The organism is Edaphobacter lichenicola (assembly GCF_014201315.1).
GTDB classification, from domain to species: Bacteria; Acidobacteriota; Terriglobia; order Terriglobales; family Acidobacteriaceae; genus Edaphobacter; species Edaphobacter lichenicola_B.
Genome location: NZ_JACHDY010000002.1, coordinates 549,386 through 569,193, shown reverse-complemented (window position 1 = coordinate 569,193; position 19,808 = coordinate 549,386). Strand labels below are relative to the sequence as shown.

The following is a 19,808-nucleotide window of genomic DNA, read 5'->3' as shown; positions in this document are numbered from 1 at the left end:
AGAGCGGGAATGAATTTAGGCAGCGCTCGGGCAGACCTCTGTTGCGGTCAGCGAGAATGCTCTCCAGCTCTCCCAGCGAAGCTGAATCAAGCCTGGTCGGCCACCGGCAGGTCTCCTGACTTACGCCTCATCGAGCTTTGACTTACCTTCCCAGGACAAATCCCCAGTGGCTTAGTACCAATCGTCAAAACTCTCGGCGCTTACAGTTACGGGGTAGCGACGGAGTCACACCGTCTTCCCAACACCAGTGTAGAAAAAGACTATCCCGGTCACCCCGCCGGGTCAAATCTTTACAGCTCCGCAACCCCAGTGAGACTTTCGCTCTTACCAACGATTCTCCTCGCCGCAACCCGAGCATCCCGAATTAGATCGGGCACGCCCACGCCACGATATCCGTTGCCAAGCAGCGATAGTCCATCGAGCACACTCGCTCGTGCATCGAGCCTCTTCATCCGTTCCAGATGCCCGACGGCATACTGCGGGAGGCTTCGAGGCCAGCGTCGAACCACAGTCACCTGCGGCTCCGGCAACGGCCCCAGAATCCTCGCCAGCTCCATCCGCGCCACTGCGGCAGTCTCGTCGTTACCGCATCGCATCAGCCGTTCGGCAGCTTTGCATCCAAAAAAGGCTCGCACTAACCGCCCGCCCTGCGGCACCCGGTCTTCAAACTTCTGATCGACAAAGGTCGCCGCAAGCAGCAGGCTATCGGAGCCTGGCGGCACCAGAAAGCCAAACCCAGGCGGAACGGGAAACTTCGCGGCATCAGGAAATCCAAATGCCACCACCACCGCGGAGCTTGCCTCCATCGCCATCAACGGAGCCATCTCCGCGTCCACCGGCTCCAGCAGAGAGCAAGCAACATCAATAGGAGCAGCCATCATCACGGCATCGAACCGTTCCACGCCGCGAGCTGTTCCCACCAGCCACCCTTCGTCGCCGTACGACACAAATCGCACCTCCGCGGCCAGCCGAATCCAATCTTCAGGAATCGTCGCGATCATACGATCCACCAGCGTTCCCATGCCGCTGCGCAGTGTAGTAAAGACCGAGTGTTTCTTCACCCCCGCATCACGCGCCTGCAGTGCGGCAATCAGACTGCCGTGCTCTCGCTCCATCGCGACAAAGGGAGCCATCACCGCCTGTACGCTCAACTTCGTTACATCGCCGCCAAACACACCGCTCAGCAAAGGCGCACCGATCTTCGTCAGCACCTCTTGCCCAAAGTGCCGCCGAACAAACTCCGCAACGCTTTCGTCCTCGTCAGGAGCCTCCGCCCGCAACTCCTCCGCTCGACCCAGCTCTTCGTGATAAGCCAGCTTCGCCCCCGCGCTAAACAGCTCCGAAGCACCCAACGAATCTAGATCGACCGGCACCATCATCCGCATACCATCCGGCATCGCCTGCAGCTTCTTGTCGACCAGCACATAAGTCTTGCGCGTTGCGTCATTTGAGGGCATCACTTCAGCGCCCAATCCAAGCTCTTCTGCCAGCTCACGCGCCCACGGCTTCTCCGTCACCCACGCATCGGGCCCGCACTCAATGACGAACTCACCTTCATGCACCGTCTCGATGATTCCACCCAGCCGCGTCGAGGCTTCGAACAACACCACCTGCAGCGATGCGCCGTTGCGAGCCTGCCGCGCCAGCTCATACGCCGCCGCCAGTCCTGCGACTCCGCCGCCAACGATTGCAACGCGCTTCATCTTCTCTCCAATGAAAACATCTGCTAATAAAAAGAGCGGAGAACAGAGCCTCCGCCGTCGGCCCTCAAGACAGCCTATACCTACGCCGGAACCATCACCTCATCGACGGTCGCCTTATATTTGCCGGTGACCACGTCCACCAGCGCCTCCACCAGCACCGGGGAGTCGTTCAGGCTCTCCGCCCGCCACAACTTCAGCCCCAGCTCGCTGGCCGTCTGACGAAAAGCAATGTCGATGTCGTACAGAATCTCCACGTGATCACACAGAAACCCCACCGGTTGCATCACCACGCCCACGTGCCCTTCGGCTTGGATCGCTTTGAGTGTGTCCTCCACTGTCGGTCCAATCCACGGCCCCCCACTCATGCCCTGGCTTTGAAAAGCGAAGTACCAATCGTTCTCGCGAAAACCGACTGCCGACATCCGCTCCGCCACCATCTGTGCGGTGCGTTTGGCCTCCACCGGATAAGGGTCCGGCGAATCCTGCACAGGAGTTCCTGGCCTCGCTCCCGCAATCGAAGCTTCACCAGTCATGATCGTTCGGCACGGCACGCTGTGCGCTGTAAACAACACAGGCACTCGCTGCCCCGACTCAGCGCAGGCCTCCGCCCACATCGGCCGCAGCTTCTCGGCAAACGCCTCCGCCAGCAGCGGACTGTCCGCCCATCCAGCGACAAACTCAACCTCAATACCCGTCGCCGCAGAGAGCACAGCCTTTCGGTAAAGTCCCACGCTTGTACGAGAGTTCTGCGGAGCCAGACACACGGCCTTGATCCGCGTCACTCCATCCCGCCGCATCTCCGCGACAGTGTCTGCAATATAAGGATGCCAGTTGCGCATGCCGACATATACCTTGCCCGCGCCCAGCACATGCTCCAGCATATGTGCTTGCACCATCGTCCACTTCGTCAGCGGCGGAGGCTCCAGCCCAGGCGCCTCCTGCAGCCCGATCTGCGCATACCGATGCTGCAGCTCTTTCACAACCTCCTGCGGCATTGCTCGCCCACCGGTCACCTTGCTCAGATACTCGGCCATCTCGCCCAGCATGTCCGGCGTCCCATGAGCCAACAGCAATACTGCGCTTTTAGCAGTCTCAGAACTCATCGTTGTGTCACTCCCAGCGCGCTCAGCTCCTTGACCCACTCCACCACGAGGATCACATTTTCGACCGGCGTCCCAGGCACAATGCCATGGCCCAGATTAAAGATGTGTCCGGGCCGTCCATTCGCAGCTGTCAGAATCTCTCGCACCTGCTCCTTCAAAACATCCTCCTTCGCAAACAGTGCAATCGGATCAAGATTGCCCTGCACCGCGCAGCCCGCGCCGACCGCTTTCCATCCCGCATCCAGCGGCGTTCGCCAATCCAGCCCAATCACATCCGCTCCCGTCTCACTCATCGCCGGCAGCAGGGAAGCGGTCTCCACGCCAAAGTAGATCACCGGCACTCCAAGCGTCTTGATGCGCTCGACCAGCTCCGTCGTCCATCCCAGGCAGTACTGCCGATAGTCCCGAACGCTCAGCTTTCCCACCCAGCTATCGAAGACCTGGATCACATCCGCGCCCGCCTCCACCTGCTGCTGCGCATAAGCAACTAAAACAGTAACAATCTTCTCCATCAGCAGCGACCACGCCGCTCCATCGGAGTACATCATCTTCTTCGTCTCGATGTAGTTGCGGTCACCACCGCCCTGCTTGCCGCCCTCAATCATGTACCCAGCCAGCGTCCACGGAGCCCCGCAGAACCCAATGATTCCCAGCTCATCCCCATCGGCACGCGGAGCAGCAAAGTGCGTCGCGACCTGCTCGATCGCCCGCGCAACGTACTGCAGCTCCTCCACGCGATCGGTCCGCAGCGCCTTCACATGCTCCAGCGTCCGCACCGGCGTATGAACCACCGGCCCTTCGCCTGCAACAAACTCGAAGTCCAGCCCCATCGGCGTAAACGGCAGAAGCAGATCAGCAAAGATGATCGCAGCATCCACACCCAGCCGCTCAGCAGCCGTAATCGTCACCTCGGCCGCAATCTCCGGCGTACGGCAGATCTCCAGCAGCGAATGGTGCTTCCGCACGGCCATATACTCCGGCATGTACCGCCCTGCCTGCCGCAAGAACCACACCGGCGTTCTGTCGACTGGCCGACGCAGACACGCCCGCACAAAGCGGCTGCCGCCCGAACCCGCCTCAATAGAAGTCACTGCCGCACTTTCCACAATCGCATCACTCAAAAGGCCCATCCTCTATAACCTTTTAAGCCTAGCACCCATGACTCGCCGCGCGAACTCGCATCAGCCGCGGCTGTTCATGACGCCGAAGAAAATCCCGTCAGTTTAGCGTCGAGTATCGCCCCAAAAAGCCTGGGCTCAGGCCTCAAGCCGGAACGTAAACTCTTCAATCACAGGGTTTGTCAGCACCTCACGCGCAATACGCTCCACCTCGGCCTGCGCGGCGCTCTGTTCCAATCCATTCTCCAGAGTCAGCAGAAAATACTTCCCCTGCCGTACATCGGCAACGCCGCGATATTCCATTCGCCGCAATGCATCTGCAACTGTCTGCCCCTGGGCATCCAGCACCGTTCGTTTCAGCGTGACATAGACATGAGCCTTCATCTTGTCTGATTATAGACAAGGTGCAGCTTTCGCCCTCAATCGAGGTCACGAACCCTCCGCCAGCCAAGCTCGGCCACAGAAACACAACGCCGACCGCCGCCTAAATTTTTATTGGACAAGAGAAGAGATCCCAGCCTTTATGACGAACTACTTGGAACTCCCCGTAGGGCCAAACTGCCCCGAGGTCATCAACGCAGTCATCGAGATTCCCTATGAGGGTGTCAATAAATACGAGTACGACAAAGATCTCCACGTCTTCCGCCTCGACCGCAACCTCTACTCCCCCGTCCACTACCCCGGCGACTACGGCTTCATCCCCAGCACCCTCGGCGACGACGGCGACCCCCTCGACTGCCTCGTCCTCGTCGACACCCCCAGCTTCTCCGGCTGCGTCATGCAGGTCCGCCCCATCGGCGTCCTCGAGATGCTCGACCAGGGGCTCGGCGACGAGAAGGTCCTCTGTGTCGGACAGGACAATCCACGCTACAAAGACGTCTGGAACTTCTCCGAGATCTACCCCCACATGCTCAAGGAGATCACGCACTTCTTCGCCATCTACAAGGACCTCGAAGGCAAGCGCGTCGAAGTCAAAGGCTGGCGCGACGCCTCCTTCGCCCGCAACAAGGTCCTCGAAGCCCAGCAGCGCTTCATCGACAACAAGACCAACCCCATCCCCAAGCCAGTCCCCAAAAAATAGCGAGCCCAGATCCCGACCAACGGGAGGGTCCAAGCCCCTAATCCTGCCGAGACCGGTACACAAGTCACGAAGTGACCGCACGAACCGGGGTGGCCTAGCGAAGTGGGCCCGTCCGGCAGGACAAGCCCTTCAGCGCCGAACCTCAGCGCGCCAAACGGCCCTTCCGCACCATCCGCGCCGCCAGATAAACCACCGGCCCCGCCGCCGCCACAATCGCCGCAAACTCCAGCGCCGGCAGCCCAGCCACGCGTTCCCCCCTCGCCGCCCAAAGCGCAAACCCGATCAGCACCGCCGGCCCAACCCCCATCCCCACCGCACCCCAAACCCCACCCGGCACCTTGAACGGCCTCGCCAACCCAGGCTCCTTCACCCGCAGCACCACCAGCGCCACAAACTCCAGCATCAGCGCCGCCCCATACAGCACCAGGTCAATCGAGATCAGCCGCTCAAACGACAACCGCAGCGCCAGCGCCCACCCCACCGAACACACCGCCAAACTCACCCACGGCACGCCCCACCTGTTCTTCCGCTCCATCACCTCCGGTAGCACCCCCTCCTCGGCCAGCGCATACGGCACTCGCGTATAGCTCATCATCAGCGCATTGAACATCCCCCCACCATTGATCATCCCGCCCAGCACCACGCACACCGCCAACCACGGCCCCGCCAGCTCCCTCGCCGCATCCACCCACGCCCCCGTAGAAAACCGCGCCGCCGGAATCCCCGCCAGCCCCACCGCCGCCAGCGGCAGCACATACGTCAGCGCCACCAGCCCCGTCGCCAACAGCATCGCCCGCGGATAGTTCCTCTGCGGCTCCTCCACCTCCTGCGCCACCGTCGACGCGTTATCCCACCCCATATAGTTCCACAGCGTCACCGACACCGCCCCGGCCCAATCCGCCCGAGCCAGGCCCCCGCCCACCCCCGAACCACCCATCCCCGCCATCGCATGCCCACCACCCATCAGCCCCTTCCACAACCCCACCGCCGTCAGTACCACAAACGGCGACAGCAGCACGCAAAACAGTCCCACCGACCCCTCGCCCACCGCCCGCGCGCCCAGCAGATTCCACGCCATGCACACCACCACCACACCCAGCGCCCACGCCGTCCCGCGATACCCCGCCGTCCACGCCGGTTCCACCCTCCCCATATACAGCACAAAGATCGTCGGGTAGATCGCCATATCGAACACGCTCGCCGCCAGGCTCAGCCACGCCTCCTGAAACCCCCAGAACTCCCCCATCGCCCGCCGCACCCACCGGTAGTACCCACCCTCCTCCGGGATCGCCGCCGCCAGCTCCCCCACCATCAAACTCGTCGGCAGACTCCACACCACCGGAATCACCAGCAGCAGCAGTAGCGCCCGCCCATACCCCGCCATGCCGATCACGTCTTCCAGCCCATACGGCCCACCCGCCACCATAAAGTAAGTCGCGGCAATCAACGGCAGCAGCCGCATCTTCCCCCTGCCCGCCCCCGCTCGTCCCAAACCCACCCGCCCCAGCGCCATTCAGTCTTTATATAGTCAATCCCGCACACCGCGAAGCCGAAGCCATCACGCACCCCTTCCGCTAACTAGCTGAATCGCAATCCGCGAGCAGCTAACTCGCGCAGCGAGCTGTCTTGCTATAATTGCCAAAGCCGGGCATCGCGTATACGTGATGCTCACCGCAACACAGACGGAGAGTTGGCCGAGTGGCTGAAGGCGGCGGTTTGCTAAACCGTTATAGGGCGAAAGCTCTATCGGGGGTTCGAATCCCCCATTCTCCGCCATTATCTTGTTTTAGGACACCCGAGCACATCCTAGGGAATTATCACAACCTCAGCAAATGCTGGGGTTTCGTGCTTTTACCCCCGACGCTTCTTTTCTCGACAACTCCGCATAGCCTTTCCTGTTAGACTGCGTCGTACAAACGCACTTCAAGAGAATTTGCTGGAGGCTCCCCTGAATTCTTCGTGTTCCATGCGCAAGGGCCCATTCCTCTTCGGAGTATTTCTCCTCACTTTTTCACTGCTTACATTTCAGATCATCCAAACGCGAATCCTTTCAGTGATCGCTTGGTACTACATGGCTTTTTTTGCGATCAGCGTAGCCATGCTGGGCATGACCGTCGGCGCGGTCTGGGTCTATCTGCGCCGCGAGCGATTTGAATCCGGCTCGCTGTCCATTACCCTGACCAACTTCGCCCTCGCAACGGCAGTGGCTATGCCTGCATCGGTCATGGTGCAGTTTTGCCTCATCACCATTACTTCGCTTTCGCTCACCACCGTCGTTTCGTGGAGTCTGCTTCTGATCTTCATGGCCATCCCCTACGCCTTCTCGGGAGTTGTGGTCAGTCTGGCGTTGACCCGCAGCCCATTCCCCACGGGACAGGTCTACGGAGTCGACCTCTTGGGCGCTTCGTTCGGCTGCATGGGAGTCATTCTGCTCCTGAATCTTCTGGATGGCCCGACCGCTGTGATCGCATCCGGCGCCGTATGCGGTCTGTCCGCTATAGCATTCGCCGCCAGCGCCCCCTCCGAAGATCGGCAACGGTTGGAATCAAGGTCCTGGTGGCGTCGTCCAATTCCCATCACAATCGCGCTCATGGTGTTCGCGATACTCAATTCAATGGCGCCTGTCGGCATGCGTCCCATTCTGGTGAAAAACAACTTTGAGACCTACGCCCTGGGCGTATACGAGAAATGGAACTCCTATTCCCGAATCGTCGCCAGCTCTCCAACGCTGCACTTCCCCGACATGTGGAGCGTCTCCCCTGCCCTTTCGGGGAATATGCGTATTATGCAGGCGGAACTGAATATCGATGGCGCGGCAAGCACCCCCATGTCCCACTATGATGGAACGCCAGACTCCATCTCTTTCCTGCAATACGATCTGACTAGCCTGGCTTACCGCCTTCCTGGTATCCGCAAATCTGCGGTCATTGGAGTTGGCGGCGGCCGCGACCTGATGACGGCTCACTTTTTTGGGGTTCCCGACATCACAGGAGTCGAGCTCAATCCCATCTTCATCAATCTCCTTACAAAGAATCCGTTCTATAAGAACTTCAGCAATGTGACTGCTGTGCCGAATCTGAAACTCCATGTCGACGATGCCCGCAGCTGGTTCGCAAGCACAAACGAAAAATTCGATCTCGTACAGATGAGCATGATCGACACCTGGGCGGCAACCGGAGCCGGCGCCTTCAGCCTCAGCGAAAACGGACTCTACACGCTTGAGGGTTGGCACGCCTTCTTCGGAACACTCAACGATGACGGCATCTTTACCGTGAGTCGCTGGTACAGCCCCGGCAATATTGACGAAACCGGAAGGATGATCGGGCTGGCGACAGCCATCCTCCTCGACTCCGGTGTCAAGGATGCCCGCCCGCAGATGTTCGTCGCCAGCGCCGGCAAAATCGCCACCCTTGTGGTATCGAAGAAGCCCTTCACTCCGGAGCAGCTGCGTATATTGCATCAGACAGTGCGCAGCCTCGGCTTCGACGTAGTACTGGCGCCTGACCAGCCACCGCAGTCTCCGCTTCTGCGCGCAATCACGGAGAGCCAAGATCGCGCCTCCTTGGATCACGTAATGGATGGAACCTTTCTGGACCTCAGCGTGGCCACCGATAACCGGCCGTTTTTCTTCAACCAGCTCCGTTTCCTCAGTATCCCGCGCGCAGCACAACGTTTCTTCCGCAAGACTCTCGGCGTTGGCGTCGTACTCGGCAATCTGACGGCGTCAGCGGTACTCATCATGATTCTGTTTATCTCGATCCTGGCGGTCATCGCCACCATCCTGGTGCCTCTCAGAGATGCGGCCAGGGCATGTCCATTACCCCTCGCCGTTGCCGGTAGCCTTTATTTTTCGCTAATTGGCATGGGCTTCATGCTGGCCGAGATCGCCCTGCTGCAGCGGTTCAGCATCTATCTCGGCCATCCCATCTACTCTTTAAGTGTGTGCCTGTTCAGCCTCATTCTGGCCTCCGGCCTGGGCAGCCTGACATCAGACAGGCTGAAGCTGGACTCACGAGGCAAATTGCAGACATGGGCCATTCTTGTCGTCGCCTACCTGGTGGCCATGGGCAAGATTCTACCCATCATCTTTCAGCACACCACCGGTCAGGACCGTCTGGTGCGGATAGCAATTTCGGTGGCCATCATCATGCCGCTCGGCTTTCTGCTCGGCTTTGCCTTTCCCACAGGCATGCGACTGGTCGAAGCAGTAGACCGGCAACCAACCCCGTGGTTTTGGGGAATCAATGGCGCAACCGGCGTTCTGGCATCGGTGTTGGGTGTGATGTTCAGTATGGCGCTGGGCATTCATGTGACCATGCTTTTATCCGCACTCTGTTATCTCGCGCTCATCCCGGCAGCCTTTGCTCTGTTACGAATGAGACAGCGAATCGTGTCAAGGGTTGCTGTTGCTGAGTTCGAAGGCGAGCTCCCCCGCGGCGTTTAACAAGATCCCCAGCCAGGTGCCCCACCCTTAGCTCACAAACAAACAACAAATCTCGGGTGCCCCATCCTTCGCGCTCTTTGCGAAGAGTGGGATGTAAACTGCCAGTACCGCCATGCCCACCGGCCTCAAACGCTTCCAGCAAACCACAACTCCACTCCGGCGCCACGGCTTTGTCCGTACCGCAAAGTTAGGTAGAAACGACAAACCCCTCACACATGGCGAGGGGTCGGCCGATTCTCTTCACCGTTTACGCGAAGGCTTCGCCAATCATCTCTTCGCTCTTCTTCCAGAGCGCAACAGCGTTTTGTGGATCGACCGCGTAGCCGCGCACTCCTTCGTCAAGCAGGCCCAGCCTTGCGTCATCTGCGACGACATCACTCACGTGGCAGTTCTCGCAATACCGTCCTCCTACCTCTTCGGCGGGTGCAACGACAGCTGCCCATACTGAGGTGGCGGCTCCCTGGGGAACTGTTTTGAACTCGAACGGCCCTTTGCCCGCCGCGGCGGCCTGTTCATTGATCTGATTGATCATCTGTTCCATGTGGGCCTGTTCCATGTGGCGGGCGAGCTCGGTCTGTATGCCTCCCGGATGTACAGCCGTCGCGCGGACCCCACGCTCTCGATGCCGCTGATCGAAAGCAACTGCGAAGAGGATGTTCGCGGTCTTCGAGCGCCCATAAGCCACGAAGGGTTCGTACGGCGTCGTCGCAAAGTTGGGATCGTTCAGGTCCACATTGCTGAAGCGGTGCCCTGAGGAAGAGAGGTTGACCAGGCGTCCGCCGTCCTTGATCAGCTTCGCGATGCGGTTCACAAAGACGAAGTGGCCCAGGTGATTGGTCCCGAATTGCGTCTCGAAACCATCCTCTGTCTTGCCCAACGGAGTCGCCATGACACCGGCATTTGCGATGACCACATCGAACAAACGGCCATCAGCAACCAGCTTGTCCGCAGCGGCGCGCACGCTCTTCAGGCTGGCAAGGTCGAGCTCGACCACCTCGAAACTCGCGCCCGTCTCCGCCGCGGCCTTACTCACCTCCGATGTCGCCCGCTGCGCCTTCTCCAGATCACGCGCCGCGCCCACAACATCTGCGCCATGCGCCACCAGCGCGCGGGCCGTCTCTACGCCGATACCCGCCGATACCCCCGTCACCAGAATCCGCTTGCCCTTCAGGTTGACCCCTTCGAGGACCTCTTCCGTCGTTGACTTTGCTCCAAATTTCACTGCCATGCTGCACTCTCCGATCACAAATCTTTTGACACCGGCCATCGGCCTGGAATAAAACGGAGTCAATCTCCGTTATGCTTATGAGATTACCGGAGAGCCCCTCCGGTTTCAGAAAGATCGATGAAAAAGTCAGCCGTAAAGAAAACTGCCCGCAAGCCCCGAGCCGACGCGCAACGCAACCGTCAGCGGATTCTCGAAGTCGCGAAGCAGGTTTTCACGCGCCGGGGCGCGGAGGCCAGCATGGACGAGATCGCCAGGCGCGCCAGGATCGGCCCGGGAACGCTCTACCGTCACTTTCCTACGCGCGATGACCTGCTGGCCGCTGTCTATATCAGCGAAGTCGAGAAGCTGGCCGAGGCCCAGAGAAAGTTCTCCGCCGAGCTGCCTCCGGTCGAGGCACTGCGGGCGTGGATGCTGGTCTTCATCGACTACATCGCTGCGAAAAGAATTATTGCCCCAGCGTTGAACGCAATGGCCGGCGGCCCTTCGCAGGTATATCAGCAGACCACCCGCGTCATGGAAGAGGCTGCCAATGCGCTGGCGAGCCGCGCCGTCGCCAGCAGAGATCTTCGGCCAGATGTCGATCCAATGGACATGCTGCGCGCCATCTATGGGATCTCCAGCGCGGGCAGCACAGACGATTGGCCTGAAAAGGCGCGGCGATTCGTGGGCATCCTCATTCAGGGCTCCCGGCCTTAAAACGGGAAACCCTCAAAAATAAATCCCAAAACCCTGTCACATATTTCAACCCCAAAAATGTGACTGCTAAAACTCCACATCAGCCACGCAAAACACCACATCCACACCACCAAAACACCACGTCAAAACACCCATTTTTCTCAAAAACCCCAGCAAAACACACAAGCCCCTCGCAGATATTTTTTCTACCAGAAAGTACTGGCTACAATCTGTGGAGGACCTGCTTCCCCGTCTATGAGGTCAGTTTTGATCAGAATCTCCATGTTTTTGTGAGACCAGTCAGATGGGGCTCGCCGCGCAAGCTCCGCGATGGAAGCGGGATCTGTCGCAAATTCACCTGCGGACTGAGTGCCGTAGGGTGTAAGACCAGCCGCGATGACGACTATCTCCTTCGTTCGAGGGTCAAGCATGCGGACTACGACGCCGTAATCCTCTTTCATATCCGAAAACTGGGTCAGGTGACTGAGGTCGCCTATCTTCGCTTCAGGATGTTCGCGGTCTGTAATCCATGTCCCAGTTTTCGATTCGCCAACATCGAAATGGAATCGCAGAGGGTTCGTGAGCAGGATGGTCCAGTCATTGTTGAAGGCTCCAATCAGCACGGAAGGGCCTTGTTGAAGGTCAGCGAACGAAGTCATCGACTCTGCATGGATTTTGAACTGTCTGCCATGCGTTTTAAGCAAAGCCGCAATGTTCGTCATAGCAATGGAATCTCCTAGTACCGTGACGGCGATTTCTCTAGGATATCCCTCTTTCCCGAGCTCCATCGGTCCGGCGATCGAACTCCGAAGATGGTTGGGTTGAACCTCGGCATACTTCGGTCGGATCTGCCCTATCGAAATCAGGACTGGATTGGTTGAGGCAAGCACAGGCTCCCAGAACTGATCGATCGGTGTAGGTGGTGGATGCTCGACGCGGTGTATAACGGCCCATCTTCCCAGACCGGCGCAAAGAAGCAGAAGAACAGCGACCAAAGTCACAGTGCTGAGCCTGCGTTGATGTTGAGCGGTTTGAGGAAGAGGTTCAATCTCTTTCTCTACACCAGGAACCGCAACTTCTGGAGCCACGCTCAGAACCTGATCGACTATGGCGTCCGGCGGAAGATGACTTACAGGAACCGAGTGGAAACGCGGCACATAGGAGCCCACGGGCAACTCAATACGCAGCCCAGAGTCCTCCGCAGCTCCCTGATAGTAGAGCGCCAGTCGCTTGCGGACCTCTCCGGCAGTCATTCGCACAACAGGGTCGAGGTTCGTATCGTAAGTTGGATTACGCTCGAAGACTTCGATCCCGATCGATCGCTCTTTCAACTCCTGACGGCCGGAGAGAGTCTCCTCCACCGCGTAGCGCAGGAAGGACTGACAGCGCTTGCTTGTCTGAAAGTGATGACTCGAAAGAACTCGTTCCAACTCTTCACGGACAACCGAGGCATCTGGCTTGGTCTGTTGGGGAGTGACGGTGTCCAGCAACGGTTCCTGAACAATGGAACTCGGTGGCTCGGCAAAGCTTTTCATGCCAACCTTCTTATCTGGACCCGTTTAATACTCATTTATTCTTGTGGGGGGTATGCTACGTACCCATAGAGCCAATTGTCCAGAACTATTTCCTTTCAGCAGTAGTCCGGCCTCTCCGGAACTCTCCCCTCTCTACCTCCAAAAACCCCAATGAAATTACGGTATCGTACTTGCCCTCGCCCATCCTAGCGACGAGGATTCGCTGGTCCAGAGATCTGGGCATGTGGCGTTCCCAAAGCGCCGCGGAGAGTGAAGGGGATATCAATGATAAAGGGATGGGCTGTTATTTTTCGGAGGATCTTCCTGGGCTTAGGGCTGCTATTTTCTCTGGCCGTCATTACAGCACAGGCGCAACAGACCACAGGCGACATCCTCGGCACCGTCATGGACGAGACTGGTGCAGTGGTTCCCGACGCCCTGGTCACCATCGTAAGTCTTGCCACCCACGAGACCCACGTCGTAAAGAGCAGCAGCAGTGGAGACTTCGTCGCCAACCTGCTCAATCCGGGTAACTACTCCATCAGTGCCACCGCGACCGGTTTCAAGAGCTATGCCGTTCCATCCATTACGCTCTCGGCGGGCGACCGTATTCGCGTCAATGTGCAACTCACGATTGGCGCCGCTACTGAGACGGTCACGGTCGAAGCTCAAGCCTCCGAACTGCACACCGATAGCTCCGTTCTCTCCCACACCATCGATGCGAAGCAGACTCAGGACCTGCCGCTGAACGGACGCAACTTCGTCCAGCTTGTTCAGCTTGCCCCCGGCGTCAACGAAGGTCCTCCGGACAGCCTCACCAACGGCAGCAAGCTTGACGATCGCCGGCAGTCGGCCTCCTTATCCGTCAACGGACAGTCCGACGTGCTCAACAATGAGATGATCGACGGCGCGGACAATAACGAGCGCCTCATCGGAACCGTCGCTGTCCGTCCCTCGCTCGAAGCCATCGCTGAGATCAGTGTCCAGACCAACACGTATACGGCTGAGGTCGGCCGCACTGGCGGAGGCATCATCAATATCATCACCAAGTCCGGGTCCAACCAGTTCCATGGCTCTGCCTTCGAGTTCTTTCGCAACGACATCTTCGACGCCTCTACCTTCAACTTCGGCAATAAGCTGCCCAAGAACGAACTCCGTCAGAACCAGTTCGGCGGCAGTCTTGGCGGACCCATCTTCCGAGACAAGACCTTCTTCTTCGGCGACTACGAAGGCTATCGCCAGATCGCCGGGACAGCGCCTCAGTCCCTGATCGTTCCCACGCTTTATGAGAAGCAGCACCCCGGAGACTTCTCCGACACTGGCGGCCCCGTCATCGCCCCTGCAGACTTCGATAAAGCCGGGATCGCCTACTTCGGACTCTTCCCGGCCCCTAACAACGGCCCGAACACCTATACGTCCGGCTATAAGAACACGCAGTACAGCCATGACTTCGACGCACGTATCGATCACCTCTTCAACCCCAAGAACACCTTCTACGCCCGCTTCGCCTACAACAACGTCTCCACCAACTCGCCCGGTCCCTTCCCAGACGCGACCATCGCCGGCATCACGATCAATCCCAGCTTCATCGGCAATGGCCTCGGCTCCGCCAAGGATCTCGCCTACACTGGTTCGCTCAACTACGTCCACATCTTCAACACCAATCTGCTGCTCGAACTCAAAGCTGCCTACACTCGTGTCGACAATCAGAGTTTCCCCAACGCGGACGGCACTAACCCGAATGAAGCCATCGGCCAGCCTAACGTCAACACTCCCATCAGCGATTCAACCGGACTTGCGCCGATCGTGGTCGTCACCGGTGCGAGTCTTGGCGGCGTCCTCTTCCAGCCTTTGAAAGATCAGGACAACACCTTCCAATATCTCGGCACCCTCACCTACACCCACGGCGATCACAACTTCAAGATCGGCGGCAATTTCATACGTCGTCAGCTCACCTCCTTCCAGAGCAGCTACCCGGAGGGTCTCTGGATCTTCCTCGACTACCCAGGCCTGATCCAGGGCAACTATCTCAACACCCAGCGGTCGCTGCAGCTCGTCGTTCCTCACCTCCGCGTCTCGGAGACCGGCGTTTACATTCAGGATGACTGGCATGCCTCGAAGACCCTCACCATCAATGCGGGCCTGCGTTACGACCACTTCACCCCTTACACAGAGATCAATAACAACATCTCCACCTTCAACCCCGCGAACGGCGCGCTGCAGGTAGCCGGCGTCGACGGCGTCTCGAACACCGCAGGTATCCAGGCAGACTGGCATGGTCTTGCCCCGCGCCTCGGCTTCGCCCTCACCCTTGCCAAAAATCTGGTCGTTCGCGGTGGTTACGGTATCGGCTACGTCCCGATGAACACCACTTCGAACGCTAACCTCAAGAATCCACCTTTTGTTTCGACCGTAAGCTCCTGCGGCTTCTTCAGCTGCGGACCGAACTTCACCAAGTTCATCGATGGCTTCCCGGTGCCTGTGCCGACCAATATCAACAATCCCGGTTCTTCGATTCCAGATGCCGTCAGCCCGCACTTCCGCACCAGCTACCTGCAGCAGTTCAACCTGACGGTTCAGAAGGAGGCAGCAGGCAACGTGTATACGGTCAGCTACGTCGGCCTCCTCGGACGTCAACTCGCTCAACTTCTGCCGGACCTGAACGCCCCGCCGCCGAACACATGCGGAGCCGATGCCACTTGCTACACCCCGCTTCGGCCCTATGTCTCGAAGCTCCCCAACGTCGGTGTCATCGGCTACTTCCAGACCGGCGGCGTCTCCTCCTACCACTCCCTTCAGACCTCGGTCGAGCGTCGCTTGAGTCATGGACTCACCATGAACATCAACTACACGCTCGCTCACAGCCTCGATAACTCCACCGGCCTCAGTGAAGAGGGTGCTGGCGGGTACGGCAGTGTTCCCAACCTAGTCGACACTCTCGACTACGGCAACAGCGCGCTCGATATACGCAATCGTTTCGCCGGCACCATCAACTATGAGCTGCCCTTCGGCAAAACGGCTTCAGGCCTTAGAGCTCTTGGCCTCAAGGGCTGGCAGCTCAATACCATCGGCGTCTGGAACACCGGAACTCCCTTCAGCATCACCAACTCCAGCGACGTCAGCAACACCAACCCCGGCGCCAACAACGCCGATCGACCCGACCGCATTGGCAGCCCTCGTGTCTCCACCCCCACCGTCAACGAATTTTTCAACCCTGCTGCCTTTGCGGCACAAGCTGCCGGCACCGTCGGCAACGAGCGTCGCAACGCACTCTATGGGCCACACTACCGACACCTGGATCTGTCTCTCTTCAAGACCTTCCCAATCGGCGATCGCTATCATCTCGAGTTCCGAGCCGAGTCCTTCAACATCCTTAACATGGCTAACTTCGCTACCCCGAACGCATCACTCGGCGGCTCCAACTTCGGTCAGATCACATCCATGAGCACTGCCTACGCCCCTCGCCAGTACCAATTTGCGCTGAAACTTACCTTCTAACCAAGCCATCCGGAGAGACAAAACCAATGAAGATCAGCACGAAGGAAGAAGTATGTCCTCCAGAGACTACGACGGGCATAGCTCGCCGCTCAGTCCTCAAATCACTCGCACTGGCGGCCGGCGCAGTCGGCATGGGAGTACCGGCCGCTCATGCCGTTGGCAACACCAGGTCCAGACGCTCCCCGCTGGCCAAAGACCCTGTCATCGCTGACGCAACCAAGCCCATCGTCGAAACGGATCTGGGCAAGATTCGCGGCTACATCCGCAACGGTATCTTCACCTTCAAAGGCGTTCCCTACGGCGACGACACCGGCGGCTCTGCCCGTTTCATGCCTCCTAAGAAAGCCAAACCGTGGACCAACCTCCGCAGCTCCATGCACTACGGCAGCTGCTGCCCGCAGCCGGACAGCCACGGCTGGAAGCACGACGAAGAAGCCTGGATGTTCGCCTGGGACGACGGCACTCCCGGCGAGGACTGCCTCTGCCTCAACGTCTGGACTCCCGGTATCAACGACAACAAGAAGCGCCCCGTCATGGTCTGGCTCCACGGCGGAGGCTATACCGCCGGCTCCGCCCAGGAGCTCAAGTCCTACGACGGTGAAAACCTCGCCCGCAGAGGCGACATCGTTATGGTCTCGATTAATCATCGCCTCAACGTCTTCGGTCATCTCGACCTCTCTGCCTACGGCCCCCAATATGCCGAATCCGGCAACGTCGGCATGCTCGACATCGTCCTCGCGCTCGAGTGGGTGCGTGACAACATCGCCCGCTTTGGCGGCGACCCCGGTTGCGTCACTGTATTCGGCCAGTCCGGTGGCGGTGGCAAAGTCTGCACCCTCACCTGCATGCCCTCCGCCGAAGGCCTCTTCCACCGCGCCATCGTCCAGAGCGGCTCACTCGGCCACTCTCGCAACCCCGAGGACGCAGCCCGCACTACAGACGCCTTCCTCAAACAACTCAACCTCGACAAGTCTTCCATCGCCAAGCTCAACGACATCCCCTGGCGCGAGATCGAAGCCGCAGCCGTCATCGCGACCATGCCCACAGCTCCGCCCACTCTCATCAACTTTCGCCACATCGGCAACCTGCTCGGCTGGGCTCCGGTCCTCGATGGCAAAGTCGTCACCGAAAACGCCTTCGGTCCCAAAACCCCCGACCGCGCAAAAAAAATCCCCCTCCTCGTCGGCACCAACCTCAACGAGTTCGTCACGGCCATGGACCATCCCGAGTACTGGCAGTGGACTGACGCCGACCTCCAATCTCACGTTCAGAAAGTCATGCCTCAGCAAGCCGATGCCGCCATCAAAGCGGTCAAGGAGCTCTACCCCGACGCCAAGCCCTTCCAGCAATGGTCGATCATCGCCTCTTCCTCGGTTCGCGGAGCAGCCATTGATCAGGCGATGAGCAAAGCCGCAGCCGGCGGCGCTCCTGCCTACCTCTACTACTTCACCTGGCAGCCGCCCATTCTCGACGGAAGACCCATGGCCTTCCACTGCGCCGAGATGTCCTTCACCTTCGACAACATCCAACGCTGCGAAAACATGACCGGAGGCGGTCCCGAAGCTCAGGCTCTAGCCGACAAAGTGAGCGGCGCATGGATCAACTTCGCGCGCACGGGAGATCCGAACCACCCCGGCCTCCCCAAATGGCCCGAGTTTACTGCCGAAAACAAGTCCACCATGGTCTTCGACAACACGTGCGTAGCCCGCAACAACCTGGATGACAACCTGCAAAAAATCGTAAGCGAGGTTTAGGAGACCAATGAATATTCAGCACACGTTCGTCCCATTTAAGCGAGCCAGCATCCTGCTCGCAACGGCATTCCTTTTTCTGCCTTGCACGATGAAGTCTCAAACGGTCAACACCGAATCCGGCCCCGTCACCGGCGCCACCGCCGATGGAGTTATCTCCTACAAAGGCATTCCGTACGCAGCCCCGCCAGTCGGAGAGCTGCGCTGGCGTGCCCCGCAGCCTCCTGCCAAATGGTCTGCTCCACTCCCTGCCACAGCCTACGGCCACGACTGCATGCAGCTGCCCTTCCCCAGTGACGCCGCACCCCTCGGCACCCCGCCCGCGGAAGACTGCCTGGTCATCAATGTCTGGGCCCCGGCCAATCATTCCGCAAAAAAACTCCCCGTTATGTTTTGGATCTACGGCGGCGGCTGGGTCAACGGCGGAAGCTCGCCCGCAGTCTACGACGGCAGCCAGTTCGCCAGCGGCGGCGCCGTCCTGGTCAGCTTCAACTATCGCCTCGGGCGCCTCGGCTTCTTCGCCCATCCCGCCCTCACGAAAGAACATCCCGACGAAGCCCTCGGCAACTATGGCTACATGGATCAGATCGCTGCTCTCAAGTGGGTCCAACGCAACATCGCCGCCTTCGGTGGAGATCCCGGCAACGTGACCATCTTCGGAGAGTCCGCGGGTGGCTTCTCCGTCCATATGCTCATGACGACCAAGCTCTCCGACGGCCTCTTCCAGCGAGCCATCGTAGAGTCCGGAGGTGGCCGCAATGGTCTTAACACTCCCTACCTCCACACCGTCTCCCCCAGCGGTCGCCCCTCGGCCGAGAGCATCGGCCTCGCCTTCGCAAAGAAGAACGGCATCGAAGGCGAAGACGCCGCAGCTCTCGAAAAACTGCGCGCCCTGCCTGCCGAAGCCATCGTCGACAACATGAACATGGCCAACATGAACGCTGAGGCAGCCACCTACTCCGGCCCCGTCATCGACGGCACCATCATGCGCGGCGAGGTCGGCGCCATGTACGCCGCCGGTATGCAGCACTCTGTCCCCATCATCGTCGGCGCCAACAGCATGGACATTGGCTTCTCCCCCGCAAAAAATAAGCAGGAGCTCTTTGCCTTCTTCGGTCCAAACGCGAAGGCCGCCCAGCAGACCTACGATCCCGACGGCACAGCCAACTTCCAGGCCCTTGTCTTCGCAGTCGGCGGAGACCAGTTCATGATCGAGCCGGCCCGCTTCATCGCCCGCAAGGTCGCCGATGCCGGACAACCCGCCTACGAGTTTCGCTTCTCCTACGTAGCCGGCTCCATGCGCAAAGAGTGGCTCGGCGCTCCTCACGCCAGCGAAATCCCCTACGTCTTCGACACCGTCAAGCCACGCTACGAGAAGGACCTCACCGATTCAGACGAAAAAATCGCCCGCAACACCAACGCCTACTGGATCAACTTCGCCAAAACCGGCAACCCCAACGGCCCTGGCCTTCCCAAATGGCCCGCTTACCAAACCAAAACCGATCAACTCATGAACTTCACCAACGACGGCCCGAAGGGAATGGCTGATCCTTGGAAAGCTCGTCTTGACCTTGCAGAACCGACAAGCAAGTAGCGACTCTGCAACTTGAGAACCTCAGATCCGGCTTGGGTGAAGCATAGGCGTAAACTAGGCCTGCAAAAATCCTTGCCGGATCGTCCCCCTCACCTGTTC

13 protein-coding genes, 1 tRNA gene and 1 riboswitch are annotated in these 19,808 nt (G+C 59.2%); of the genes, 7 read left to right on the top strand and 7 right to left on the bottom strand.

What is annotated here, in order from left to right:
• Positions 1 to 88 precede the first annotated feature (88 nt).
• Positions 89 to 264, bottom strand: a riboswitch (cobalamin riboswitch).
• A 26-nt stretch (positions 265 to 290) separates the two neighbouring features.
• From hemG to purS, 4 genes are all read right to left on the bottom strand, one after another.
• Entirely contained in the window at positions 291 to 1,703 is a 1,413-nt protein-coding gene (hemG, locus tag HDF09_RS08605) for a protoporphyrinogen oxidase (protein WP_183764696.1), read from the bottom strand.
• Between the two features lie 80 nt (positions 1,704 to 1,783).
• Positions 1,784 to 2,806 (bottom strand): ferrochelatase, encoded by a 1,023-nt coding sequence (locus HDF09_RS08600; RefSeq protein ID WP_183764693.1) that lies wholly within the window; start codon positions 2,804 to 2,806, stop codon positions 1,784 to 1,786.
• Complete coding sequence (gene hemE / locus HDF09_RS08595) at positions 2,803 to 3,927, bottom strand: uroporphyrinogen decarboxylase (protein ID WP_260181030.1); 1,125 nt, start codon at positions 3,925 to 3,927, stop codon at positions 2,803 to 2,805. The genes HDF09_RS08600 and hemE overlap by 4 nt, the downstream gene beginning before the upstream one ends.
• A gap of 135 nt (positions 3,928 to 4,062) precedes the next feature.
• Positions 4,063 to 4,308 (bottom strand): phosphoribosylformylglycinamidine synthase subunit PurS, encoded by a 246-nt coding sequence (purS, locus tag HDF09_RS08590; protein ID WP_179581391.1) that lies wholly within the window; start codon positions 4,306 to 4,308, stop codon positions 4,063 to 4,065.
• Between the two features lie 139 nt (positions 4,309 to 4,447).
• On the opposite strand from purS, the gene HDF09_RS08585 reads away from it, so the two are divergent.
• On the top strand, positions 4,448 to 5,005 hold the full coding sequence (locus HDF09_RS08585) for an inorganic diphosphatase (protein WP_183764687.1): 558 nt from the start codon (positions 4,448 to 4,450) through the stop codon (positions 5,003 to 5,005).
• Positions 5,006 to 5,147: 142 nt separating this feature from the next.
• Here the strand turns inward: HDF09_RS08585 and HDF09_RS08580 are convergent, their stop codons facing one another.
• Complete coding sequence (locus HDF09_RS08580; protein WP_260181029.1) at positions 5,148 to 6,518, bottom strand: APC family permease; 1,371 nt, start codon at positions 6,516 to 6,518, stop codon at positions 5,148 to 5,150.
• A 171-nt stretch (positions 6,519 to 6,689) separates the two neighbouring features.
• On the opposite strand from HDF09_RS08580, the gene HDF09_RS08575 reads away from it, so the two are divergent.
• Positions 6,690 to 6,781: transfer RNA gene (locus HDF09_RS08575), tRNA-Ser, on the top strand.
• A gap of 295 nt (positions 6,782 to 7,076) precedes the next feature.
• On the top strand, positions 7,077 to 9,449 hold the full coding sequence (locus tag HDF09_RS08570; RefSeq protein WP_183764684.1) for a spermidine synthase family protein: 2,373 nt from the start codon (positions 7,077 to 7,079) through the stop codon (positions 9,447 to 9,449).
• A 247-nt stretch (positions 9,450 to 9,696) separates the two neighbouring features.
• Here the strand turns inward: HDF09_RS08570 and HDF09_RS08565 are convergent, their stop codons facing one another.
• The gene (locus HDF09_RS08565) at positions 9,697 to 10,677 is read right to left on the bottom strand and encodes an SDR family NAD(P)-dependent oxidoreductase (protein ID WP_183764681.1); all 981 of its coding nucleotides are present in this window, start codon (positions 10,675 to 10,677) and stop codon (positions 9,697 to 9,699) included.
• Positions 10,678 to 10,794: 117 nt separating this feature from the next.
• Between HDF09_RS08565 and HDF09_RS08560 the strand changes: the two genes are divergently transcribed.
• Positions 10,795 to 11,373 carry a TetR/AcrR family transcriptional regulator gene (locus HDF09_RS08560; protein ID WP_183764678.1) on the top strand — a complete coding sequence of 193 codons (579 nt, stop codon included), beginning with the start codon at positions 10,795 to 10,797 and terminating at the stop codon, positions 11,371 to 11,373.
• 185 nt (positions 11,374 to 11,558) lie between these two features.
• Here the strand turns inward: HDF09_RS08560 and HDF09_RS08555 are convergent, their stop codons facing one another.
• Positions 11,559 to 12,887 carry a hypothetical protein gene (locus HDF09_RS08555; protein WP_183764675.1) on the bottom strand — a complete coding sequence of 443 codons (1,329 nt, stop codon included), beginning with the start codon at positions 12,885 to 12,887 and terminating at the stop codon, positions 11,559 to 11,561.
• Positions 12,888 to 13,151: 264 nt separating this feature from the next.
• On the opposite strand from HDF09_RS08555, the gene HDF09_RS08550 reads away from it, so the two are divergent.
• From HDF09_RS08550 to HDF09_RS08540, 3 genes are read left to right on the top strand one after another with little or no spacing between them, the layout of a single operon-like run.
• Positions 13,152 to 16,364, top strand: coding sequence for a TonB-dependent receptor (locus HDF09_RS08550; protein ID WP_183764672.1), 3,213 nt, complete (start codon positions 13,152 to 13,154; stop codon positions 16,362 to 16,364).
• Positions 16,365 to 16,390: 26 nt separating this feature from the next.
• Complete coding sequence (locus HDF09_RS08545; RefSeq protein WP_183764669.1) at positions 16,391 to 18,118, top strand: carboxylesterase/lipase family protein; 1,728 nt, start codon at positions 16,391 to 16,393, stop codon at positions 18,116 to 18,118.
• Positions 18,119 to 18,125: 7 nt separating this feature from the next.
• On the top strand, positions 18,126 to 19,709 hold the full coding sequence (locus HDF09_RS08540; RefSeq protein WP_260181028.1) for a carboxylesterase/lipase family protein: 1,584 nt from the start codon (positions 18,126 to 18,128) through the stop codon (positions 19,707 to 19,709).
• Positions 19,710 to 19,808 lie beyond the last annotated feature (99 nt).

Excerpts from the sequence above, each read along its gene's own strand:
- HDF09_RS08600 (WP_183764693.1), bottom strand. The coding sequence starts at position 2,806 with ATGAGTTCTGAGACTGCTAAAAGCGCAGTATTGCTGTTGGCTCATGGG.
- HDF09_RS08550 (WP_183764672.1), top strand. The coding sequence starts at position 13,152 with ATGATAAAGGGATGGGCTGTTATTTTTCGGAGGATCTTCCTGGGCTTA.
- HDF09_RS08555 (WP_183764675.1), bottom strand. The coding sequence starts at position 12,887 with ATGAAAAGCTTTGCCGAGCCACCGAGTTCCATTGTTCAGGAACCGTTG.
- HDF09_RS08565 (WP_183764681.1), bottom strand. The coding sequence starts at position 10,677 with ATGGCAGTGAAATTTGGAGCAAAGTCAACGACGGAAGAGGTCCTCGAA.
- HDF09_RS08540 (WP_260181028.1), top strand. The coding sequence starts at position 18,126 with ATGAATATTCAGCACACGTTCGTCCCATTTAAGCGAGCCAGCATCCTG.
- HDF09_RS08560 (WP_183764678.1), top strand. The coding sequence starts at position 10,795 with ATGAAAAAGTCAGCCGTAAAGAAAACTGCCCGCAAGCCCCGAGCCGAC.
- HDF09_RS08570 (WP_183764684.1), top strand. The coding sequence starts at position 7,077 with ATGGCTTTTTTTGCGATCAGCGTAGCCATGCTGGGCATGACCGTCGGC.
- HDF09_RS08585 (WP_183764687.1), top strand. The coding sequence starts at position 4,448 with ATGACGAACTACTTGGAACTCCCCGTAGGGCCAAACTGCCCCGAGGTC.
- HDF09_RS08545 (WP_183764669.1), top strand. The coding sequence starts at position 16,391 with ATGAAGATCAGCACGAAGGAAGAAGTATGTCCTCCAGAGACTACGACG.
- HDF09_RS08580 (WP_260181029.1), bottom strand. The coding sequence starts at position 6,518 with ATGGCGCTGGGGCGGGTGGGTTTGGGACGAGCGGGGGCGGGCAGGGGG.
- hemG (WP_183764696.1), bottom strand. The coding sequence starts at position 1,703 with ATGAAGCGCGTTGCAATCGTTGGCGGCGGAGTCGCAGGACTGGCGGCG.
- purS (WP_179581391.1), bottom strand. The coding sequence starts at position 4,308 with ATGAAGGCTCATGTCTATGTCACGCTGAAACGAACGGTGCTGGATGCC.